The sequence below is a fragment of the Tepidimicrobium xylanilyticum genome, from assembly GCF_900106765.1.
Taxonomy (GTDB): domain Bacteria; phylum Bacillota; class Clostridia; order Tissierellales; family Tepidimicrobiaceae; genus Tepidimicrobium; species Tepidimicrobium xylanilyticum.
Genome location: NZ_FNNG01000001.1, coordinates 164,194 through 182,668, shown reverse-complemented (window position 1 = coordinate 182,668; position 18,475 = coordinate 164,194). Strand labels below are relative to the sequence as shown.

General features: G+C 34.8%; 15 protein-coding genes. 14 read left to right on the top strand and 1 reads right to left on the bottom strand.

The genetic code is table 11. The features are described from left to right. Positions 1-18: 18 nt before the first annotated feature. From BLV68_RS15605 to BLV68_RS00725, 5 genes are all read left to right on the top strand, one after another. Positions 19-1,602, top strand: coding sequence for a sugar ABC transporter ATP-binding protein (locus BLV68_RS15605; RefSeq protein WP_200773581.1), 1,584 nt, complete (start codon positions 19-21; stop codon positions 1,600-1,602). Then, positions 1,603-2,634 carry an ABC transporter permease subunit gene (locus BLV68_RS15600; RefSeq protein ID WP_200773580.1) on the top strand — a complete coding sequence of 344 codons (1,032 nt, stop codon included), beginning with the start codon at positions 1,603-1,605 and terminating at the stop codon, positions 2,632-2,634. It begins immediately after the preceding gene. Continuing rightward, a complete protein-coding gene (locus BLV68_RS00735) occupies positions 2,631-3,662 on the top strand; it encodes an ABC transporter permease subunit (RefSeq protein WP_093749873.1) in 1,032 nt (343 codons plus the stop codon). The genes BLV68_RS15600 and BLV68_RS00735 overlap by 4 nt, the downstream gene beginning before the upstream one ends. Positions 3,663-3,790: 128 nt before the next feature. Next, a complete protein-coding gene (locus tag BLV68_RS00730) occupies positions 3,791-4,720 on the top strand; it encodes a DMT family transporter (protein ID WP_093749871.1) in 930 nt (309 codons plus the stop codon). 62 nt (positions 4,721-4,782) lie between these two features. After that, the gene (locus tag BLV68_RS00725; protein WP_093749869.1) at positions 4,783-6,480 is read left to right on the top strand and encodes a M3 family oligoendopeptidase; all 1,698 of its coding nucleotides are present in this window, start codon (positions 4,783-4,785) and stop codon (positions 6,478-6,480) included. Between the two features lie 41 nt (positions 6,481-6,521). Here the strand turns inward: BLV68_RS00725 and BLV68_RS00720 are convergent, their stop codons facing one another. Next, on the bottom strand, positions 6,522-7,421 hold the full coding sequence (locus BLV68_RS00720) for an FUSC family protein (protein ID WP_093749867.1): 900 nt from the start codon (positions 7,419-7,421) through the stop codon (positions 6,522-6,524). Between the two features lie 128 nt (positions 7,422-7,549). Between BLV68_RS00720 and BLV68_RS00715 the strand changes: the two genes are divergently transcribed. The 9 genes from BLV68_RS00715 (at position 7,550) to BLV68_RS00675 (ending at position 18,470) form a co-directional block, all read left to right on the top strand. Continuing rightward, positions 7,550-8,230, top strand: coding sequence for a TVP38/TMEM64 family protein (locus BLV68_RS00715; protein ID WP_093749865.1), 681 nt, complete (start codon positions 7,550-7,552; stop codon positions 8,228-8,230). Between the two features lie 56 nt (positions 8,231-8,286). Further along, entirely contained in the window at positions 8,287-8,631 is a 345-nt protein-coding gene (locus tag BLV68_RS00710) for a flagellar protein FlaG (protein WP_093749863.1), read from the top strand. Positions 8,632-8,642: 11 nt separating this feature from the next. Then, on the top strand, positions 8,643-10,415 hold the full coding sequence (gene fliD, locus BLV68_RS00705; protein ID WP_093749861.1) for a flagellar filament capping protein FliD: 1,773 nt from the start codon (positions 8,643-8,645) through the stop codon (positions 10,413-10,415). After that, the gene (gene fliS, locus BLV68_RS00700; RefSeq protein ID WP_234949795.1) at positions 10,388-10,840 is read left to right on the top strand and encodes a flagellar export chaperone FliS; all 453 of its coding nucleotides are present in this window, start codon (positions 10,388-10,390) and stop codon (positions 10,838-10,840) included. The genes fliD and fliS overlap by 28 nt, the downstream gene beginning before the upstream one ends. A 3-nt stretch (positions 10,841-10,843) precedes the next feature. Further along, positions 10,844-11,314: a flagellar export chaperone FlgN gene (flgN, locus tag BLV68_RS00695; RefSeq protein ID WP_093749859.1), complete on the top strand. Its 471-nt coding sequence runs from the start codon at positions 10,844-10,846 to the stop codon at positions 11,312-11,314. A gap of 365 nt (positions 11,315-11,679) precedes the next feature. Beyond that, entirely contained in the window at positions 11,680-12,216 is a 537-nt protein-coding gene (hpf, locus tag BLV68_RS00690; protein WP_093749857.1) for a ribosome hibernation-promoting factor, HPF/YfiA family, read from the top strand. Positions 12,217-12,384: 168 nt separating this feature from the next. Further along, positions 12,385-15,120, top strand: coding sequence for a preprotein translocase subunit SecA (gene secA / locus BLV68_RS00685; RefSeq protein ID WP_093749855.1), 2,736 nt, complete (start codon positions 12,385-12,387; stop codon positions 15,118-15,120). A gap of 37 nt (positions 15,121-15,157) precedes the next feature. Beyond that, positions 15,158-16,265, top strand: a protein-coding gene (prfB, locus tag BLV68_RS00680) for a peptide chain release factor 2 (RefSeq protein ID WP_200773579.1) whose coding sequence is annotated in 2 segments (ribosomal slippage) — positions 15,158-15,232 and positions 15,234-16,265 — 1,107 coding nt in all. Because the reading frame shifts where the segments join, the coding sequence is not laid out codon by codon here. A gap of 105 nt (positions 16,266-16,370) precedes the next feature. Further along, positions 16,371-18,470: a Tex family protein gene (locus tag BLV68_RS00675; protein ID WP_093749853.1), complete on the top strand. Its 2,100-nt coding sequence runs from the start codon at positions 16,371-16,373 to the stop codon at positions 18,468-18,470. The last annotated feature ends 5 nt before the right edge of the window (positions 18,471-18,475 follow it).

Genomic DNA, 18,475 nt, shown 5'->3' with positions numbered 1-18,475 from the left:
AATTAAGGAGGTAGTCGTATGGATTTACTCCAAATAAAGAATATAAGTAAAAATTATGGTGAAAACAGGGTTTTAAATGATGTTTCCTTATCCATTACAGAAGGAGAAATTCATGGTCTTGTAGGAGAAAACGGAGCAGGCAAATCCACTTTAATGAACATATTATTTGGAATGCCAATTATTCATTCAACAGGCGGTTATGAGGGAGAAATATTAATAGATGGTAATATTTATCGACCAAATTCTCCGGAAGATGCTATGCTAGCAGGGGTTGGCATGGTACATCAGGAATTTATGTTAATACCTGGATTTACTATTACTGAAAATATAAAGCTAAATAGGGAAGGGACAACGCCTACATATCTAAGCAAAATATTTGGAAAAAGGTTAGAGAAATTAGATATAAAAACTATGGTCAAGGATGCAAAGACTGCATTGAAGAAGTTGGATATGACTGTAGATGAATTCCTACCTGTTGGAGGATTACCAGTAGGCTATATGCAATTCATTGAAATTGCAAGGGAGATAGATAAGAGCAAATTAAGGCTTCTAATATTAGATGAACCCACAGCCGTTCTTACTGAATCTGAAGCTTCAAAGTTTTTGAAAGTAATAAGAAGATTATCTAAGATGGGGATAACTATTCTGTTTATTTCCCATAGGCTTGATGAAATATTAGAGGTAACAGATAGAATCACTATATTAAGGGATGGGGAAGTAGCTAAAACCGTTGAAACTAAGGAAATAAGTTTAAGTGAAATAGCACGTTTAATGGTAGGAAGACAAATTGATTTTGGCAAAAGAGAGGAAGACATTCGTCATATAATGGATGATAATATATTAGAAATTAAAGATTTAAAGGTCCATATGCCTGGTGAAATAGTTAAAGGTATTAATCTTACCGTAAGGAGGGGAGAAATACTAGGAATTGGCGGTTTAGCTGGGCAAGGTAAACTTGGGATTGCCAATGGTATTATGGGCTTATATGAAAGCAGTGGAACAATTATTAAAGATGGGAAGGAAATTCCTTTAAACAATCCAAGAGAAGCTTTAAATTCCTCCATTGCCTTTTTATCTGAGGATAGACGAGGGGTAGGACTATTATTAGATGATTCTATAGAATTCAATATAGCTTTCTCAAGTTTGGAGGTACAGGGAAGATTTTTAAAGAAAATAGGTCCTTTTAAGCTAATAGACAATAATAAGATTAGGGAACATGCTATTAAAATGATTAAAGAATTGGATATAAGGTGCACTAGTCCAAAGCAAAGTACGAGATGGTTAAGTGGAGGAAATCAACAAAAGATATGTATAGCTAGGGCCTTAACTTTAGAACCAGATATCCTTCTGGTTTCTGAGCCTACGCGAGGAATCGATGTTGGAGCTAAAAAACTGGTGTTGGATACCTTGGTTAGGCTTAATAAAGAGTATGGTGTTACAATAGTAATAACCTCTAGCGAATTAGGAGAACTACGCCAAATATCCGATAGAATTGCCATAATATATAATGGGAAAGTAGCAGGAATACTCCCTCCTGATGCATCCGATGAGCATTTTGGTCTTTTAATGGCTGGAAAAGACATAGAAAAGGTGGTGAGTTAAATGAAGGATTTTGTGAATAGATTAGGTTTTCCTCGGTTGATAATAATAATATTTCTAATATTATTGATGTCACTTGCAATTTATCTGGAAATTCCCGTATCTGGGTTAATTACAGATATATTAGTGCGTTTTGGCATGAACGCTATATTGGTATTGGCCATGGTTCCAGGCATACAATCGGGAATAGGACTTAATTTTAATATTCCTTTAGGAATAGTCTGCGGATTAATTGGAGCCTTAATAAGTGTTGAGTTTCAACTTACGGGTTTCACAGGTTTATTTGCTTCTATACTCATATCTGTGCCTTTAGCTGGTTTAACGGGATTTTTCTATGGAAAAATGCTAAACGGAGTTAAGGGGCAGGAAATGACCGTAGGGAATTATGTAGGATATTCGGTAGTATCCTTCATGTGTATTTTTTGGCTATTAGCACCTTTTAAAAGCCCAGAGCTCATATGGGCTTATGGTGGAAATGGATTAAGGGTAACCGTATCACTGGAATCGTCTATTCGTCATGTTTTGGATGATTTTTTGGCCTTTAATATTGGCAATATAAGGGTTCCAACGGGGCTTATCCTATTCTTTGCCATACTTGCCCTCATAATATGGGTCTATTCAAGAAGCAACAAGGGTCTTTCCATGATAGTAACTGGAAGCAATGTGAGATTTGCCTTATCTAATGGGATCGATGTGGATAGGGAAAGGATTAAGGGAACTGTTATGTCCACAGTTTTAGCAGCCATTGGGATAATAGTCTATAGCCAATCCTTTGGATTCTTGCAGCTATATAATGCACCTCTTTATTCTGCAATGCCAGCTGCTGCAGCCATACTGATTGGGGGAGCTAGTATAAAAAGGGCCACTATTATTCATGTAATAATAGGTACCATCCTATTTCAGTCCCTATTGGTAGTGGCATTGCCTGTGATAAATGAAATAGCTGAAGGCAGTATGTCTGAAGTCATAAGGATAATTGTAAGTAATGGGATCATACTCTATGCACTAACTAGAGAAGGAGGGGAAATGGCGTGATAGTACCGATTATATTTTTTGTAATATGTTTAATAGGTTCTTTTTTTACAGGCCTTCCCTTTGGTTTCCTATTGGATGAAATAGTAATAAGGCTATCTAGAAATCTACTCCTTGTTATGTCCTTAATACTTCCTGTAATTACTGGGTTAGGCCTTAATTTTGCAATTACATTAGGTGCTATAGCTGGACAAATTGCACTGATAATTATAACCAATTATACAATTGGGGGTTTTTTAGGGTTTATACTGGGCATATTAATATCCACTCCCTTTGCCATATTGTTTGGATTCATGGTGGGGAAGATATTAAATAAGGCAAAGGGCAAGGAAATGATAACCAGCATGGTTCTAGGATTTTTTGCTAATGGGATCTATCAATTAGTATTCTTATTGTTGGCCGGAACCATAATACCCATTAGAAATAAGGATTTACTCCTTACCTCTGGAGTAGGGGTGAAAAATACCATTGACTTATCTGGTATTAAGTATTCTTTCGATTACCTAATACCCCTTGGCAAATATCCAGTTACAACCCTTTTAGTCTTAATGTTCATGTTCTTACTATTAAACCATTTTCTTAAGACTAAATTAGGGCAGGATATGAGGGCTGTGGGACAGGATATGGAAATTGCCAGGGTATCTGGAATCAATGTGGAAAGGACTAGGATTATTTCAGTCATTTTATCTACTCTACTGGCGGCTTGGGGACAAATTATATTTTTACAAAATATTGGCACTATGCAAACCTATGCTAGCCATGAACAGGTAGGCCTTTTTGCAGTTGCATCTCTTTTAGTAGGTGGGGCTACTATAGATAGAGCTTCGTGGAAAGAAGCCATAATAGGTACATTTTTATTTCATTTCCTATTTTTAATATCTCCATTAGCTGGGCAGAACTTATTAGGAAATGCACAAATTGGCGAGTATTTTAGAGCTTTTGTAGCCTATGGAGTTATAGGCTTAGCTTTAGTACTTCACGCTTGGGAGAAGGATAAGTCGAAAAAACGATTGATGGATATTTACAACTAAAGTTTTAAAGAGCGACCTAGGTCGCTCTTTATTAATGGATTTTGGATAAAAACAGTGGTAGAATTAATATATTGAAAAATGGGTATTACTTTATTGGACAAAACAATGGACACAGAAGGGAGATACTAATGGAAAAGTTTTTAACAAAGAAGCTAAACATTCTAATCATATCGTTATTATGCATGGCCTTGTGGGGAAGTGCTTTTCCCGTAGTAAAAATAGGCTACGAGCTATTTGAAATTGAAACTGCTGATATTTTTGGGAAAATCTATTTTGCAGGTTTGAGATTCTTCATTGCTTCTATCATGGTTTTTATGTTTCATAGAATATTATTTAGAAAAAGGCTAATTATAAAAACTTATCACATAAAGCCTATAATCATATTAGGATTACTCCAAACCTCATTACAATATTTTTTCTTCTATATTGGGGTAGCCAATACTTCAGGAATAAAAAGCGCTATACTCCAATCAGGAAGTACCTTCTTTGTAGTAATTATGGCTCATTTTTTATATAAGGAAGATAGGTTGGATTTTAAGAAAACTATAAGTCTATTGCTTGGATTTGCAGGTGTTATAATCATAAATTTGGGGAATAATTTCGATTTAAGCTTTAAGATAACTGGAGAAGGATTCTTATTAATGTCCTCCCTATTAAGTGCTCTAGCAACCATATACGTTAAGAATATGCCTAGGGATATGAGCCCCTTTTTAAGTTCAGGAGGCCAGATGTTTACGGGTTCCTTGTTACTTTTATTAATTGGGAAAATAGGGCTTAAGGGAAATAGCCTTAATTTCAATTTTGCCAGCGTATCCTTGTTGCTTTATGCTGCTTTTATTTCTGCAGCGGCTTTTACCCTATGGTATATGATATTGAGATATAATTCCCCTGGAAGGGTTAGCATATATAGGCTTTTCATCCCCATATTTGGTTCTATATTTTCCGTATTATTAATAGAAGGAGAGTATTTTACCATTAATCTAGCTTTAGGGCTATTGGCGGTAGTATTGGGGATTGGCATACTTAATATGGACTATCCTAAAAAAGCTGCTAAATGAAGGGGTTGTTGATTATCAATAAATGGAATATAATTAAACTATACTGTAAAAGGAGGGGTATTATGTTAAAATTTAAGGATTATGAGTATAAACGGCCTGATTTGAAAGCCTTTGAAAGGGAGATGCAGGATTTACTTGAAAAGTTCAATAATGCTGAAACCTTTGAAGAGCAAAATGAGATAATGGCTTCCATAAATAAGCTTAGGTCTAATGTGGCAACCATGGAGAATTTAGTTTTCATACGCCACTCCATCGATACTGAAGATGAATTTTATTCAAATGAGAAAGATTTTATTGATGAGAATATACCTATATACGAGAAGGCAGTTTCAGAATTCTATAGGGCCTTGGTAAACTCTAAATTTAGAGCCGAACTTGAAAAGGTTTGGGGCAAACAAATTTTTACATTGGCAGAGTTAAAACTTAAAACCTTTTCTGAAGAGATAATGGAGGATTTGGTAAAGGAGAATAAATTAATTACCCAATACGATAAATTGATTGCTTCAGCTAAAATTGAGTTTGAAGGGGAGACAAGGAATTTAAGCCAGATGATGCCCTTCATTCAATCTAAGGATAGGACGATCAGAAAGGCTGCCTATGAAGCCTATACTAAATTTTTTGAAGAAAATGAATCCCAATTCGATTCCATATACGATGAGTTGGTAAAAGTAAGGACCAATATGGCCAAAAAATTGGGTTATAAAAACTTCGTAGAACTGGGTTATGCTCGCATGGCCAGGTCTGACTATAATGCAGAAATGGTGGCTAATTACAGGAAGCAAGTTTACGAGGATTTAGTTCCACTGGTGGTTGAATTAAAGGAAAGACAGAGGAAAAGACTTGGTTTAGATAAATTAACTTACTATGATGAACCCTTAGAGTTTTTAACAGGAAATGCCACTCCCAAAGGGGAACCAGATTGGATATTGGATAATGGAAAGAGGATGTATAAAGAGCTTTCTAAAGAAACTGATGAATTCTTCACTTACATGGTGGAAAGGGAATTACTAGATTTAGTAAGTAAAAAGGGGAAAATGAGTGGTGGATATTGTACCTACATTCCCGATTATAAATCGCCCTTTATTTTCTCTAATTTTAATGGAACTAGCGATGATGTAGATGTTTTAACTCATGAAGCAGGCCATGCCTTCCAATCCTATTTAAGTAGGGATTACCAAATACCAGAATATAACTCCCCAACTTTAGAGGCCTGTGAAATTCACTCTATGAGCATGGAATTTATTACCTGGCCTTGGATGGAATTATTTTTCAAAGAAGATGTGGATAAGTATAAATTCAGCCATTTAAGTGGAGCAGTAAGTTTCATCCCTTATGGCGTAACTGTAGATGAGTTTCAACACTTCGTCTATGAGAACCCAGAAGCTACTCCCGAGGCGAGAAAGGCTAAATGGCGAGAAATAGAGAAAAAATACTTGCCTTTTAGAGATTATGAGGATAATGATTTCTTTGAAAGAGGAGGTTACTGGTTTAGACAAGGCCATATATTTGGAAGTCCTTTTTACTATATAGATTATACATTGGCTCAGGTGTGTGCCTTCCAGTTCTGGATTAAGATGAAGGATAGTAGGGAAAAGGCTTGGGAAGATTATATAAGGCTTTGTAAAGCAGGAGGCAGTAAGCCCTTCTTAGAGTTGGTAGAATTAGCTGGATTAAAGAGTCCTTTTGAAGATGGTACCATAAAGGAAGTAGTAGAGCCTATTAAGGAATGGCTTGATTCTATAGATGATAGTAAGTTTTAAACAAAACCCCTTTCCTTAACTATTAAGGAAAGGGGTTTCTATTATTGGCTTAATTTTTCAACTTTTAAAAGGGCCTTATCTATAGAGTCTAATCCCTTTAATAGTTCACTTAAATGGTAATTATAGATTAAATCCAATTCATCTAGGTTTCCATCGTTAGTATAAGATATTTCCTTGTTAAATACCCTTTTTAAAGCTTCTCTGTTGACTTCGTTTATATTAGGCAATTTTTTCATAGATAACAAAATCTTTAAATTGCTATAGATATTATCAAAAGCTGTAAAAATCCAATTATAATCATAGGTATTCTGTTTTTTACTTAGGTGTAGTCTCATATCCTTTTTAAGCACATTATAACTTTCTTCCATATTTATTAAGTGTTTTTTTAATTCTTCTAAAGATGGTTTTTTGCATTCATATATAATGGACTCTATCATTTTCTTAAACTCAGAATAGGTTTTCTCTATCATTTCATTAATTTTTCCTTCCACATTAGGAGGAACTATAAAGTAATTTATTAGAGTTCCAATTACTAACCCTATTAAAGTATCCAGAGTCCTATAAAGGGCATAGTTAAATCTGCTACCTTCTTGAAAGTTAAGGATGATGGATAAAAAGACCATGGCTGAGAGCTGTATGGACTTTTTCCATCCAAACACATTACAGATATAGATTATAATTACTATCCCTATTCCTATGGAAACGATGTTTTCAGGAGCAAAACTAGAAAATAGCAAAGCTACAACTGCTCCTAGGACGGTTCCAAACATCCTGTTTTTGCCTATAGACAGAGATTCTGATACAGAAGTCTGCATAGCGATAATAGCGGCAATTCCGGCGAAAAAAGGGCTTCGTATCTTAAAAATATTGGAAATCCATATAGTCATGGAAACAGCAAAAGCTGTTTTTATAGTCCGCATTCCAATTCTTTCAAATTTCATAATCCTCACCTTTTCAATGTTAAGAATATTATATCAGTGAAATGTGCGAAGGACAAGCCATTAATAGCTTAGCCTAATAATGGAAAAAATATATTAGATGTAATATAATATTGTAGGGAGTAGATACTATGGACGATAAAAGAAAAGGTATAAAATTAGGATTTATTCTAATCTTTGTCACATCCTTCATTTATTTAGCACTTAAATTGAATATATTTGAGAAGGAAAGCATAACTAAGATGTTAATATTTGGAAGAAAAACAGGCAAGTTTGGAATCTTCTTCATATTATTGTCCGGGATACTCATGGTTTTTTTCGTACCCCTATCTTGGTTTTCGCCTATAGCAGCCCTTTGCTTTGGATTAAAAGGCTGGATTTATGTTACTTTGGCGGCTCATATAGCAGCAGTATCTTCTTTCTTCATGGCAAGAATGTTTAAGGACGATATTACTAAAGCTATAATTAAAATCTACAATAGGAAGAAAAGGAAAATAACTTTAGATCAATTGTCCTATCAAATAGAGAAATATGGAGTAAGCTACATATTCTTTTTAAGAAGTATGCCCTTTATTCCCTATACCCTTGCAAGTTATGTGTCAGGCCTTACCTCTGTAAAAATAAAGGATTATATATTGGGAACATTTTTAGGCTTAACTCCAAATCAGATTATTAATTCCTTTTTCTATGTCAATGCAATAAATATTGCTAAGGACCCAGGGAAGGCCATAATTGCAGGCCTAACTAAAGGGTTTTATGCGTTGGCGATTTTTTGTTGGCAGAGAAAATCCAAATATAATATTAAAGATTAGGAAAGTATTTGTCGATATAGAGTATAGATTAGTGAATGATTAAGGGGGCCATAACGATGGAAGTAAAAGGGGTCAATAATCATTTTTCCACTTATCCTGCTGAATATAGTAGGAACACAGGAAGGAAAGAAGTACCCGTTGAACCAGTTAAGTTGGAAAGGGAAGAGAAAAGATATACGGAGGAAGAGCTGATTAGATCCATTGAATCAGCCAATAAGCATTTTATCGTTTTCGACAGAAGATTTGAATTTTCAATTCATGAAAAGACGAAACAGATAATGGTGAAGATAATCGATGTGAACACAGAGGAGGTAATACGTGAAATTCCTCCAGAGAAAATATTGGATTTGGTGGCAGCTATATGGGAAATAGCTGGCATAATAGTAGATGAAAGGGTTTAGGTGGTGATAATGTGTATAGTAATTTAAGAATTACAGGTTTGGCATCAGGTATAGATACTGAAGAGATGATAAAGACTTTGATGTCAGCAGAAAGGGTTAAAGTTGACAGGGTAGAACAGGATAGACAGATATTATTATGGCGTCAGGAGATATATAATAATTTAAATAAAGATTTTGCTAATTTTATATTAAATACTAGGAAGATGTTTGGTTTAACTACCGTTTCTATCAATGGTACGTTTTTACCAAATTCCTATCAGAATTTAAGCTGGGTTAAAAAGGCCACGTCCTCTGATGAAAAAGTAGCAACCGTATCCACCACTGCTAGTGCTTTAGAAGGGATCTATAGTGTAGAAGTAGTACAATTGGCAGAAGGAGTTAGTCTGGCTAGTGGCAAGAAAATTAATGGGGATACTAATCTTAAAGAAATGCTAGGGCTGAACTCTGAAGAAACAATTGAATTTACTATAAATGGTAAGAAATTCGTAATAGGAAATCTGAAAAAAGATGAAGATGGGAATATTATAGATGATAGAGTAGGTCCAGTATATGATGAAAATGGAGAGATAATTGATTATGAAGCAGCCTTTATAGATGGAGATTTGGCCAATATCAAGCTAAGCAATGTAGTAAGGCTTATAAATAATGCTAAAATCAAAGATAAAGAAGGAAATGAAACTTCATTAGGAGTTAGAGCCTCATATGATGCAGGCATCGATAGATTCTTCTTACAGACTACAGGGACGGGAGCAGAGGCTAAGATAGAATTTGAAGCTAGCGGTGTTGGGGCACAATTTATTCATGCATTACAGTTTTCTGGCACTTCTGTTGTTGAGGATGCAGATGGAAAAGTTGTATCAATATCCTATAGCAATCAAGGCAAAGACGCCATAATCAACTTCAACGGTGCAGAAGGCATTACTTCTTCTACTAACCGATTTACCGTTAATGGAATTACAATCGACATAAATAAAAAAGAGGATTTCAGCATAACTGTGTCCACAGATGTGGATGCTATATATGAAAAGATAGTGGAATTTGTGGATCAATATAATGAATTGGTAGAAAAGGTCCATAAGCTTTTAAATGAAAAGGTATATAGGAATTACCCCCCTTTAACTTCTGAGCAGAAGAAGGCAATGGAGAAGTCGGATATAGAGCTTTGGGAGGAAAAGGCTAAATCTGGACTTCTTAGAAATGATTCTATTATCCAAACGACTATGCAAAATGTAAGACAATCCTTATATGAAATATCAGCAGGCATAGGTGGAAGCTATAAGTTTATTACTGAAATAGGTATATCTACTCCCAAATATGCTAGAGGCAGTGCTGGTGGTAAACTAGTAATAGATGAGAAAAAATTAAAAGACGCTATTGCTAAGGATCCGGAAGGGGTATTGGAACTCTTATTTAAAGAAAGCAATCCAGATGTAGTGGAAACCATAAATGGCAAGGAAGTAAAACAAATTGGAGGTCTTGTAACTAGAATTTACGATAATTTAATTGTCGGCATGGAAGAGATAATTAAAAAATCTGGAACGGGAGATAACGCCGACCTATATAGAGGGGTTAAATTCAATATATTATTGGATTTTGTTTCCGAATACGGAAGCATCAGCATGCTTGATAAGGACATATTGCAATATAGCAGGAAAATAGATGATTTAAATAAAATGTTAATTCAAAAAGAAAACGACTACTATATTAAATTCGCTGCTATGGAAAAGGCTATTGGCAGGATGAATCAGCAGAGCATGTGGCTAATGCAACAGTTTTCAGGTTAATAGATGGGAACTTTGAAAGGATGGGGAAGATGACATATAATGCTTTAGACCAGTATAAGCAGAACACGGTATTTACTGCTACTCCTGAAGAATTAACTTTAATGTTATATGAGGGATGTATTAAATTTTTAAATATTGCTAAGTACAATATAGAACAAGGGCAGGTTGAAAAGGCACATAATGCATTAATTAGAGCGCAGGACATTATAATTGAATTGGATTCTACTTTGAATATGGAATATGAAATATCCAATGATTTAAGAAATTTATATAATTTCGTTAAGAGTAAATTAATTGATGCCAATATAAATAAGAAGGTAGAGCCGATTGAAGAGGCAATGGAGATTGTAATTGGTTTAAGGGATACATGGAAAGAGGCCATGCAGGAAGTGAAGAAAATGGTCTACAAAAATAGGAAGGTGTAGACTATGACTTTGGATAGAATCGATAAATTAATATCTATAACTCGGAAGAAAAATGAATTATTAAATAGTCTACTTTCTCTTACAAGGGTCCAAGCTGAAGAAATAGAGAAAGAGGAAATGGATAACTTAAACCACATACTGGATCAGAAAGATGATATAATTAAGGAAATAAACAGATTAGATTTAGACTTCATAAATATATTTTCCCAGATAAAAAAGGACCACTCCATTGAAGATATTGAAGAGTTAAGTGTGGAAGAATATCCTAATTTAAAAGAATTAAAGGAGGCAGTAAAGGAAGTGTCCTCAACCTTAGTATCCCTTTCTTTAATAGATGAAGAAAATACAAAGGCTATTAAAAAGAAATTGGAATTAACTAAGTTGGAATTAAAAAAGGTTAAGGAAGGTAAAAAAGCTTACAAAGGTTATGCTCCTACTATGATCAGGAGTATGCTAATAGATGAAAAAAAATGAGTTAGATTGGTCTAACTCATTTTTTGTTGTGGACAAACTAATTACCAAAATGAGGGGAATAACGACAAATTTTACGTAAATAATATAATAAAATGAGGAAAATATTAGGGAAAAAAGAATAAAAAACTTATTAAGAATTTATTAAGAGATTAATCCACAGAGAAAAATGGCATATAACAGTTACCCACAAAACAATCCACATTATCCACAAACCTTTCTGGGATTAATCCACAAAGTATATACAAACTACTGTGGGTTAAATTCTATTACATGACAATATTTTTGTTTACATATCTGTGATATATGGGTATATTATATAAATAAAGGATATAAGCATTGGGCTTATATGAAAGGAGCTGGGGTTTATGAAACTTACTTTTGTTGGAAAAAATATGGAGGTTACTCAGGCTTTGAAAGAAGTTACTGAGAAGAAATTTAGTAAACTAGACAAGTATTTTCAAAAGGATGTAGAAGGAAATGTAATTTACAGCGTAGAAAGGAATAGGAAGATTTTAGAAGTTACCATAAACCTACCTGGTACCATACTTAGAGTCGAAGAGGCTGGAGACGATATGTACGCTTCCATTGATAAGGCAGTAGACGTATTAGAAAGGCAAATTAGGAAGTATAGAACTAAACTTCAAAAAAGGTATAATAATGGTGAGACTATTAGGTTTGAGAACATAGCTCCCCTTACAGAAGAAGAAGATGATGACGATAAGCCTAAAGTAGTGAGGACAAAACGATTTGACATGAAACCTATGGATGTGGAGGAAGCCATTTTGCAAATGGAGTTACTTAGACATAATTTCTTCGTATTTATGAATGCAGATACAGATGATATAAATGTTTTATATAAGAGAAAAGATGGAAATTATGGATTGATTGAACCAGAATATTAATTGTAATGTTAATTATAGATTAAATTAGATTTAATTGCAGGATGCATGTCCTGCAATTTTATTGTGTACTCCAGTCTAAACATTTAACTTGTTTGGAATAATAATAAGTGATAAAATATATTGATGTAGATTATGAATATTTAGTTAAAATTGAAAGGCGGTAAAAGAATGTTAGGCTTTTTAAATAAGATATTAGGTTCCTATAGTGAAAGGGAATTAAAACGTATAGAACCTCTGGTAAATAAGATCGAATCCTTAGATGAAGAGATGCAAAAACTATCCGATACAGAACTAAGGGCTAAGACTGCTGAATTTCAAGAGAGATTAAAAAAGGGCGAAACATTAGACCAGTTATTGCCAGAAGCTTTTGCGGTAGTCAGGGAAGCAGCTTACAGAACTTTAGGTATGAAGCATTTTAGAGTACAATTGATGGGTGGCATCATTCTTCATCAGGGAAGGATTGCAGAGATGAAGACTGGAGAGGGAAAAACTCTAGTAGCCACTTTACCTGCCTATTTAAATGCATTAACTGGGAATGGAGTACACATTGTAACGGTGAACGATTACTTAGCTAAAAGGGATAGGCAATGGATGGGTAAGGTTTATGAATTCCTAGGTTTAACAGTAGGTTGTATAGTTCATGGAATGAATAGTAAGGAGAGGAAGGAAGCCTATAATTGCCATATTACTTATGGGACTAATAATGAATTTGGATTCGATTATCTTAGGGATAATATGGTCATTTACAAAGAGGAAATGGTGCAAAGAAAGCTGAATTATGCCATTGTTGATGAGGTTGATAGCATATTAATCGATGAAGCTAGAACTCCCCTTATAATATCAGGACAAGGGGAACAGTCTACTAAATTGTATGAAGCAGCCAATGCTTTTGTGAGTACATTAACTGGCAGAATTATAGATCCAAAAGAGCAGAAAAGGGATCCCTTTGATAGGGAAGTTAAAGAGGAAACCGTGGACTTTTTAATAGATGAGAAGGCTAGAACTTGTACTTTAACCGAAAAGGGAACTTTAAAGGCTGAAAAATACTTTGGATTAGAAAATCTAGCAGATCCTAGCAATATGGAGATAGCCCACCACATCAATCAAGCCTTAAAGGCAAGAAACATAATGAAAAGGGATATAGATTATGTGGTAAAAGATGGGGAAGTTATAATTGTAGACGAGTTTACTGGAAGGCTTATGTATGGTAGAAGGTATAGCGAAGGACTACATCAGGCAATAGAAGCTAAAGAAGGACTAAAGATTAAATCTGAATCCAAGACATTGGCTACCATTACCTTCCAAAATTATTTCAGGATGTATGAAAAATTAGCTGGTATGACTGGAACAGCCAAAACAGAAGAGGAAGAATTTAGGGAAATATATGGAATGGATGTAATAGAAATTCCTACCAATGAGCTCGTTATAAGGAAGGATTACCCAGATGTAGTATATAAAAGCGAAGAGGCTAAATTTAGAGCTATTGTTGAGGAAATTAAGGAAAAGCATAAGATTGGCCAACCAGTGTTAGTTGGAACCATCTCCATTGAGAAATCGGAGCTTTTAAGTAAAATGTTAAAGAGGGAAGGAATCCCCCATCAAGTATTAAATGCTAAACACCATGAAAAGGAAGCAGAAATAGTAGCCCAAGCAGGAAGATTTGGTGCCATAACTATAGCTACCAATATGGCAGGAAGGGGAACAGATATTGTTCTTGGAGGGAATCCTGAGTATTTAGCAAAAATGGAGCTTAAGAAAAAAGGGTATAGAGACGAAGTGATAGCTATGGTAGACAGTTTTGTGGAAACTGATGATGAAGAAGTAATTAAAGCTAAAGAAGAATATAATGAATACTATAAAAGATTCAAAAAGGAAACGGAGGAAGAAGCCAAAAAAGTAATAGAAGTAGGAGGCCTCCATATTATCGGTACAGAAAGGCATGAATCGAGAAGGATAGATAATCAGCTAAGAGGTCGTTCAGGGAGACAGGGAGACCCAGGCTCTTCAAGATTTTATATTTCTCTTGAAGATGATTTAATGAGGCTCTTTGGTGGAGACCGATTAAGGGACATGGTGGAAAATTTGAATATGCCTGATGATGAACCATTAGAGCATAAGTTGCTAACCAAATCCATAGAAAATGCTCAAAGAAAAGTAGAAAGTAATAATTTTGCAATTAGAAAGCATGTGCTTCAATATGACGATGTAATGAATAAACAGAGGGAAATTATCTATGGAGAGAGGAGAAGGGTTCTAGAAGGAGAAAATCTTAGAGCTCATATAATGGGCATGTTGAGGAATATAACTGAAGAAGCGATTGAAATATATACAAATCAAAGCAATAATCCGGAGGAATGGGATATAGTAGGTTTGACAAACTATTTGGAAAGGATATTCTTGCCTAAAGGGGGACTAGATGTTGAGAAAGTGAAATCCTTAAATAAGGAAGAGCTAATTCAAATGCTATATAGTATTGGGGAAGAAAGGTATAAGGAGAAGGAACAGGAAATCGGAGAGGACATGTTCAGAGAATTAGAAAGGATAATATTGCTACAGGTTGTAGATAGCAAATGGATGGACCACATAGATTTAATGGATCAATTGAGGCAGGGCATAAGCTTAAGAGCTTATGGCAATGAAGACCCAGTTAGAGCTTATCAGAATGAAGGATTTGAAATGTTTGAAGAGATGAATTATAGCATTCAAGAAGACACTGTAAGGTATCTATTCAATGTTCAATCACCAGAGAAGATGAGGAGAAGAAGGGTAGCGGAACCTAGTAATGCTGGTGATAAACCTCAACACCCTATAGTTAAGAAGAAAAAAATAGGTAGAAACGACCCTTGCCCTTGTGGCAGCGGTAAAAAGTATAAGAAATGCTGTGGAGCTAATTTAAACAACTGATAATTAATACATTAATTAATATATGAAAGGAGAAGGTATGGAGGATATTTATCTATATAAGGAAAAGGTAAAGGAAATTAAACAGGTAATTGAAGAATTGGGTGTTTCTCTTTGACATTAAGGGCTTAAAAGAAGAACTCATAGAATTGGAGAAGGAATCCTATAAGGAGGAGTTTTGGAAGGAACAGCAGAAGGCTCAAAGGATAATGCAGAGGATTAGCCATCTAAAAGGGCAGATAAAAGAATATGATGATTTAATGAATCATATTGAGGATTTAGAGGTATTAATAGAATTGACCATAGAAGAAGAGGATTATCAAACCTATAAGGAAGTGAAGGAAGGTTTTAAGATAGTTTCTAAGGGAGCAGAGAAGTTTAAGCTTTCAACTCTTTTAGATGGAGAGTACGACAAGAATAATGCTATTCTTTCCATCCATTCTGGAGCAGGAGGATTGGAGGCCCAAGATTGGGCTGAGATGCTATTAAGAATGTATAAGAGATGGGCAGATCAAAAAGGATTTCAAGTAGAAATGTTGGATATATTATCTGATACAGAAGGGGGCATTAAATCTGTAACCTTGCTAATTAAGGGATTAAATGCTTATGGATACTTGAAATCGGAAAAGGGAGTTCATAGGTTAGTTAGAATATCGCCCTTCGATTCATCCAACAGAAGGCATACTTCTTTTGCTAGCGTAGATGTATATCCAGAGTTGGACGATGAAGTGGATATTAAAATAAACGAAAGCGATTTAAAAATAGATACCTATAGAGCAAGCGGTGCTGGGGGACAACATGTTAATACTACTGATTCAGCAGTTAGAATAACCCATATACCTACAGGAATAACGGTTCAATGCCAAAATGAAAGATCCCAGCATAGTAATAAGATAACTGCTATGAAGATGTTAAAGGCTAAACTCATTCAGCTAAAGGAAGAGGAGAAGAAGGAGAAAATAGAGGATCTACAAGGTAAATATACTCAGATAGCTTGGGGTTCTCAAATTCGCTCCTACATATTCCATCCTTATAACCTAGTTAAAGACCATAGGACTGATGTAGAAGTGGGAGATATAAACGGGGTTATGGATGGAGATATAGATGTTTTTATCGATTCATACTTGAAACAGAAGCCTTCTAAATAAAGAAGGCTAAATTTTTTCTTAGTTTAGTAGGAATTTTAAATTTTATGTAGAATAATAATAGATGTAAATAGTAAATCTATTTACTATTTGAGGAAGGGGAAAAAGATGGATATTGTAAAGAGATTAGCAGATGAATTTCAGCTTAAATCTTTTCAAGTTGTTAATACTATTAATTTAATAGATGAAGGTAATACAATACCTTTTATTGCTAGATATAGAAAGGAACAGACTGGAAATTTAAAAGATACAGTTTTAAGGGATTTTTATAATAGGTTGAATTATTTGAGAAATTTAAAGCAAAGGCAGGAAGAGGTAATAAGGTTAATTGAAGAACAGGGGAAATTGACTGAAGAGTTGAAGGAGGAGATCTTAAAAACGGAAACTCTCCAAAGAGTAGAAGACCTTTATAGGCCATTTAGACCAAAGAGAAGGACTAGGGCTACCATTGCGAAAGAAAAGGGGCTGCAAGGTCTTGCGGATATAATCCTTAAAAAGAAATTAAAGGAGGCTGAATTAGAAGAGATAGTAAAATCCTATATAAGTGAAGAAAAGGGGGTATTGGATGAAGAGGAAGCTTTGAAAGGTGCTATGGATATTATTGCTGAAATAATATCAGACAATGCGGAATACAGAGAAATGATAAGAAAGATTGCCTTTGACAGGGGCATAATTGAAACTAAAGCTATAGATGCAGAACAAAAATCCGTTTTTGAAATGTATTATGACTACAGAGAGCCTGTTAAAACCATAGCTAATCATAGAATTCTCGCCATTAACAGAGGGGAAAGTAAAAAGATATTAAAGGCTACTTTAATATTACCAGATGATGATATATTATTTGAATTGGAATCTAAAATAATCATTCATAAATCTTCAGCAACTGAAAGCTATTTAAAGGCTAGTATTGAAGATAGCTATAGAAGGCTGATTTTTCCTTCTATTGAAAGGGAAGTAAGAAATAGCCTTACTGAAAGGGCGGAAGAGGAAGCCATTAAGATATTCGCACTAAATTTGAAACCACTACTCATGCAGCCACCCACAAAGGGGAAAGTTGTAATGGGAATAGATCCAGCTTATAGGACAGGCTGTAAGGTGGCAGTAATAGATGAGACTGGTAAGCTATTAGATTATACTACTGTATATCCAACAGAGCCTCAGAATAAAGTAGAAGAGGCAAAAAAAGAACTTAAAGTTATGATTGATAAACATAATGTAGATATAATTGCCATTGGTAATGGGACTGCTTCTAGGGAAACCGAATTAGTGGTAGCAGAAATGATTAAGGAAATCGATAGAAATATTTCCTATACAATAGTAAACGAAGCTGGAGCCTCCGTATATTCAGCTTCTCAAACAGGACAAGAAGAGTTTCCAGAGTTAGACGTATCAATTAGAGGGGCAATTTCCATAGGAAGAAGGCTTCAAGACCCTTTAGCAGAATTGGTAAAAATAGAACCTAAACACATAGGGGTAGGCCAGTATCAACATGATTTGAATCAGACAAAACTAAATCAAGCTTTAGAAGGCGTTGTGGAGGATTGTGTAAATACAGTAGGCGTTGATTTAAATACTGCCAGTGCGTCTCTGTTAAGGTATGTATCGGGTATATCTTCTAATATTAGCCTTAATATCATAAAATATAGGGAAGAAAAAGGGAGATTTAGAAATAGAGAGGAATTATTAAATGTAAAAGGCTTGGGACCTAAAACCTTCACTCAATGCGCAGGTTTTTTGAGAATTCCTGAAGGGGATAATCCGTTGGATAATACAGCAGTCCACCCAGAATCCTATCCAATTGCAGAAAAACTATTAGGGAAAGATATAAATGAAAAAGATATAGGGTTCCTTTCAGAAGAGCTTGGTGTAGGGCCTTTGACTTTGAAGGACATAATAGAAGAGTTAAAAAAACCAGGAAGAGATCCTAGAGAAGAGTTACCAAAACCAATATTTAGAACTGATGTATTAAAGGTGGAGGATTTAAGTGTAGATATGGTTTTAACTGGCACAGTACGCAATGTGGTCGATTTTGGAGTATTTGTTGATATAGGGGTAAAACAAGACGGTTTAGTGCACATATCTCAAATATCCAATGATTTTATCAGGCATCCGAAGGAAGTGGTAAAAGTTGGAGATATAGTGAAGGTTAGGATATTGGAGGTCGATGTAGAAAGAGGTAGAATCAGTTTAAGCATGAAGGATGTTTAATCTGG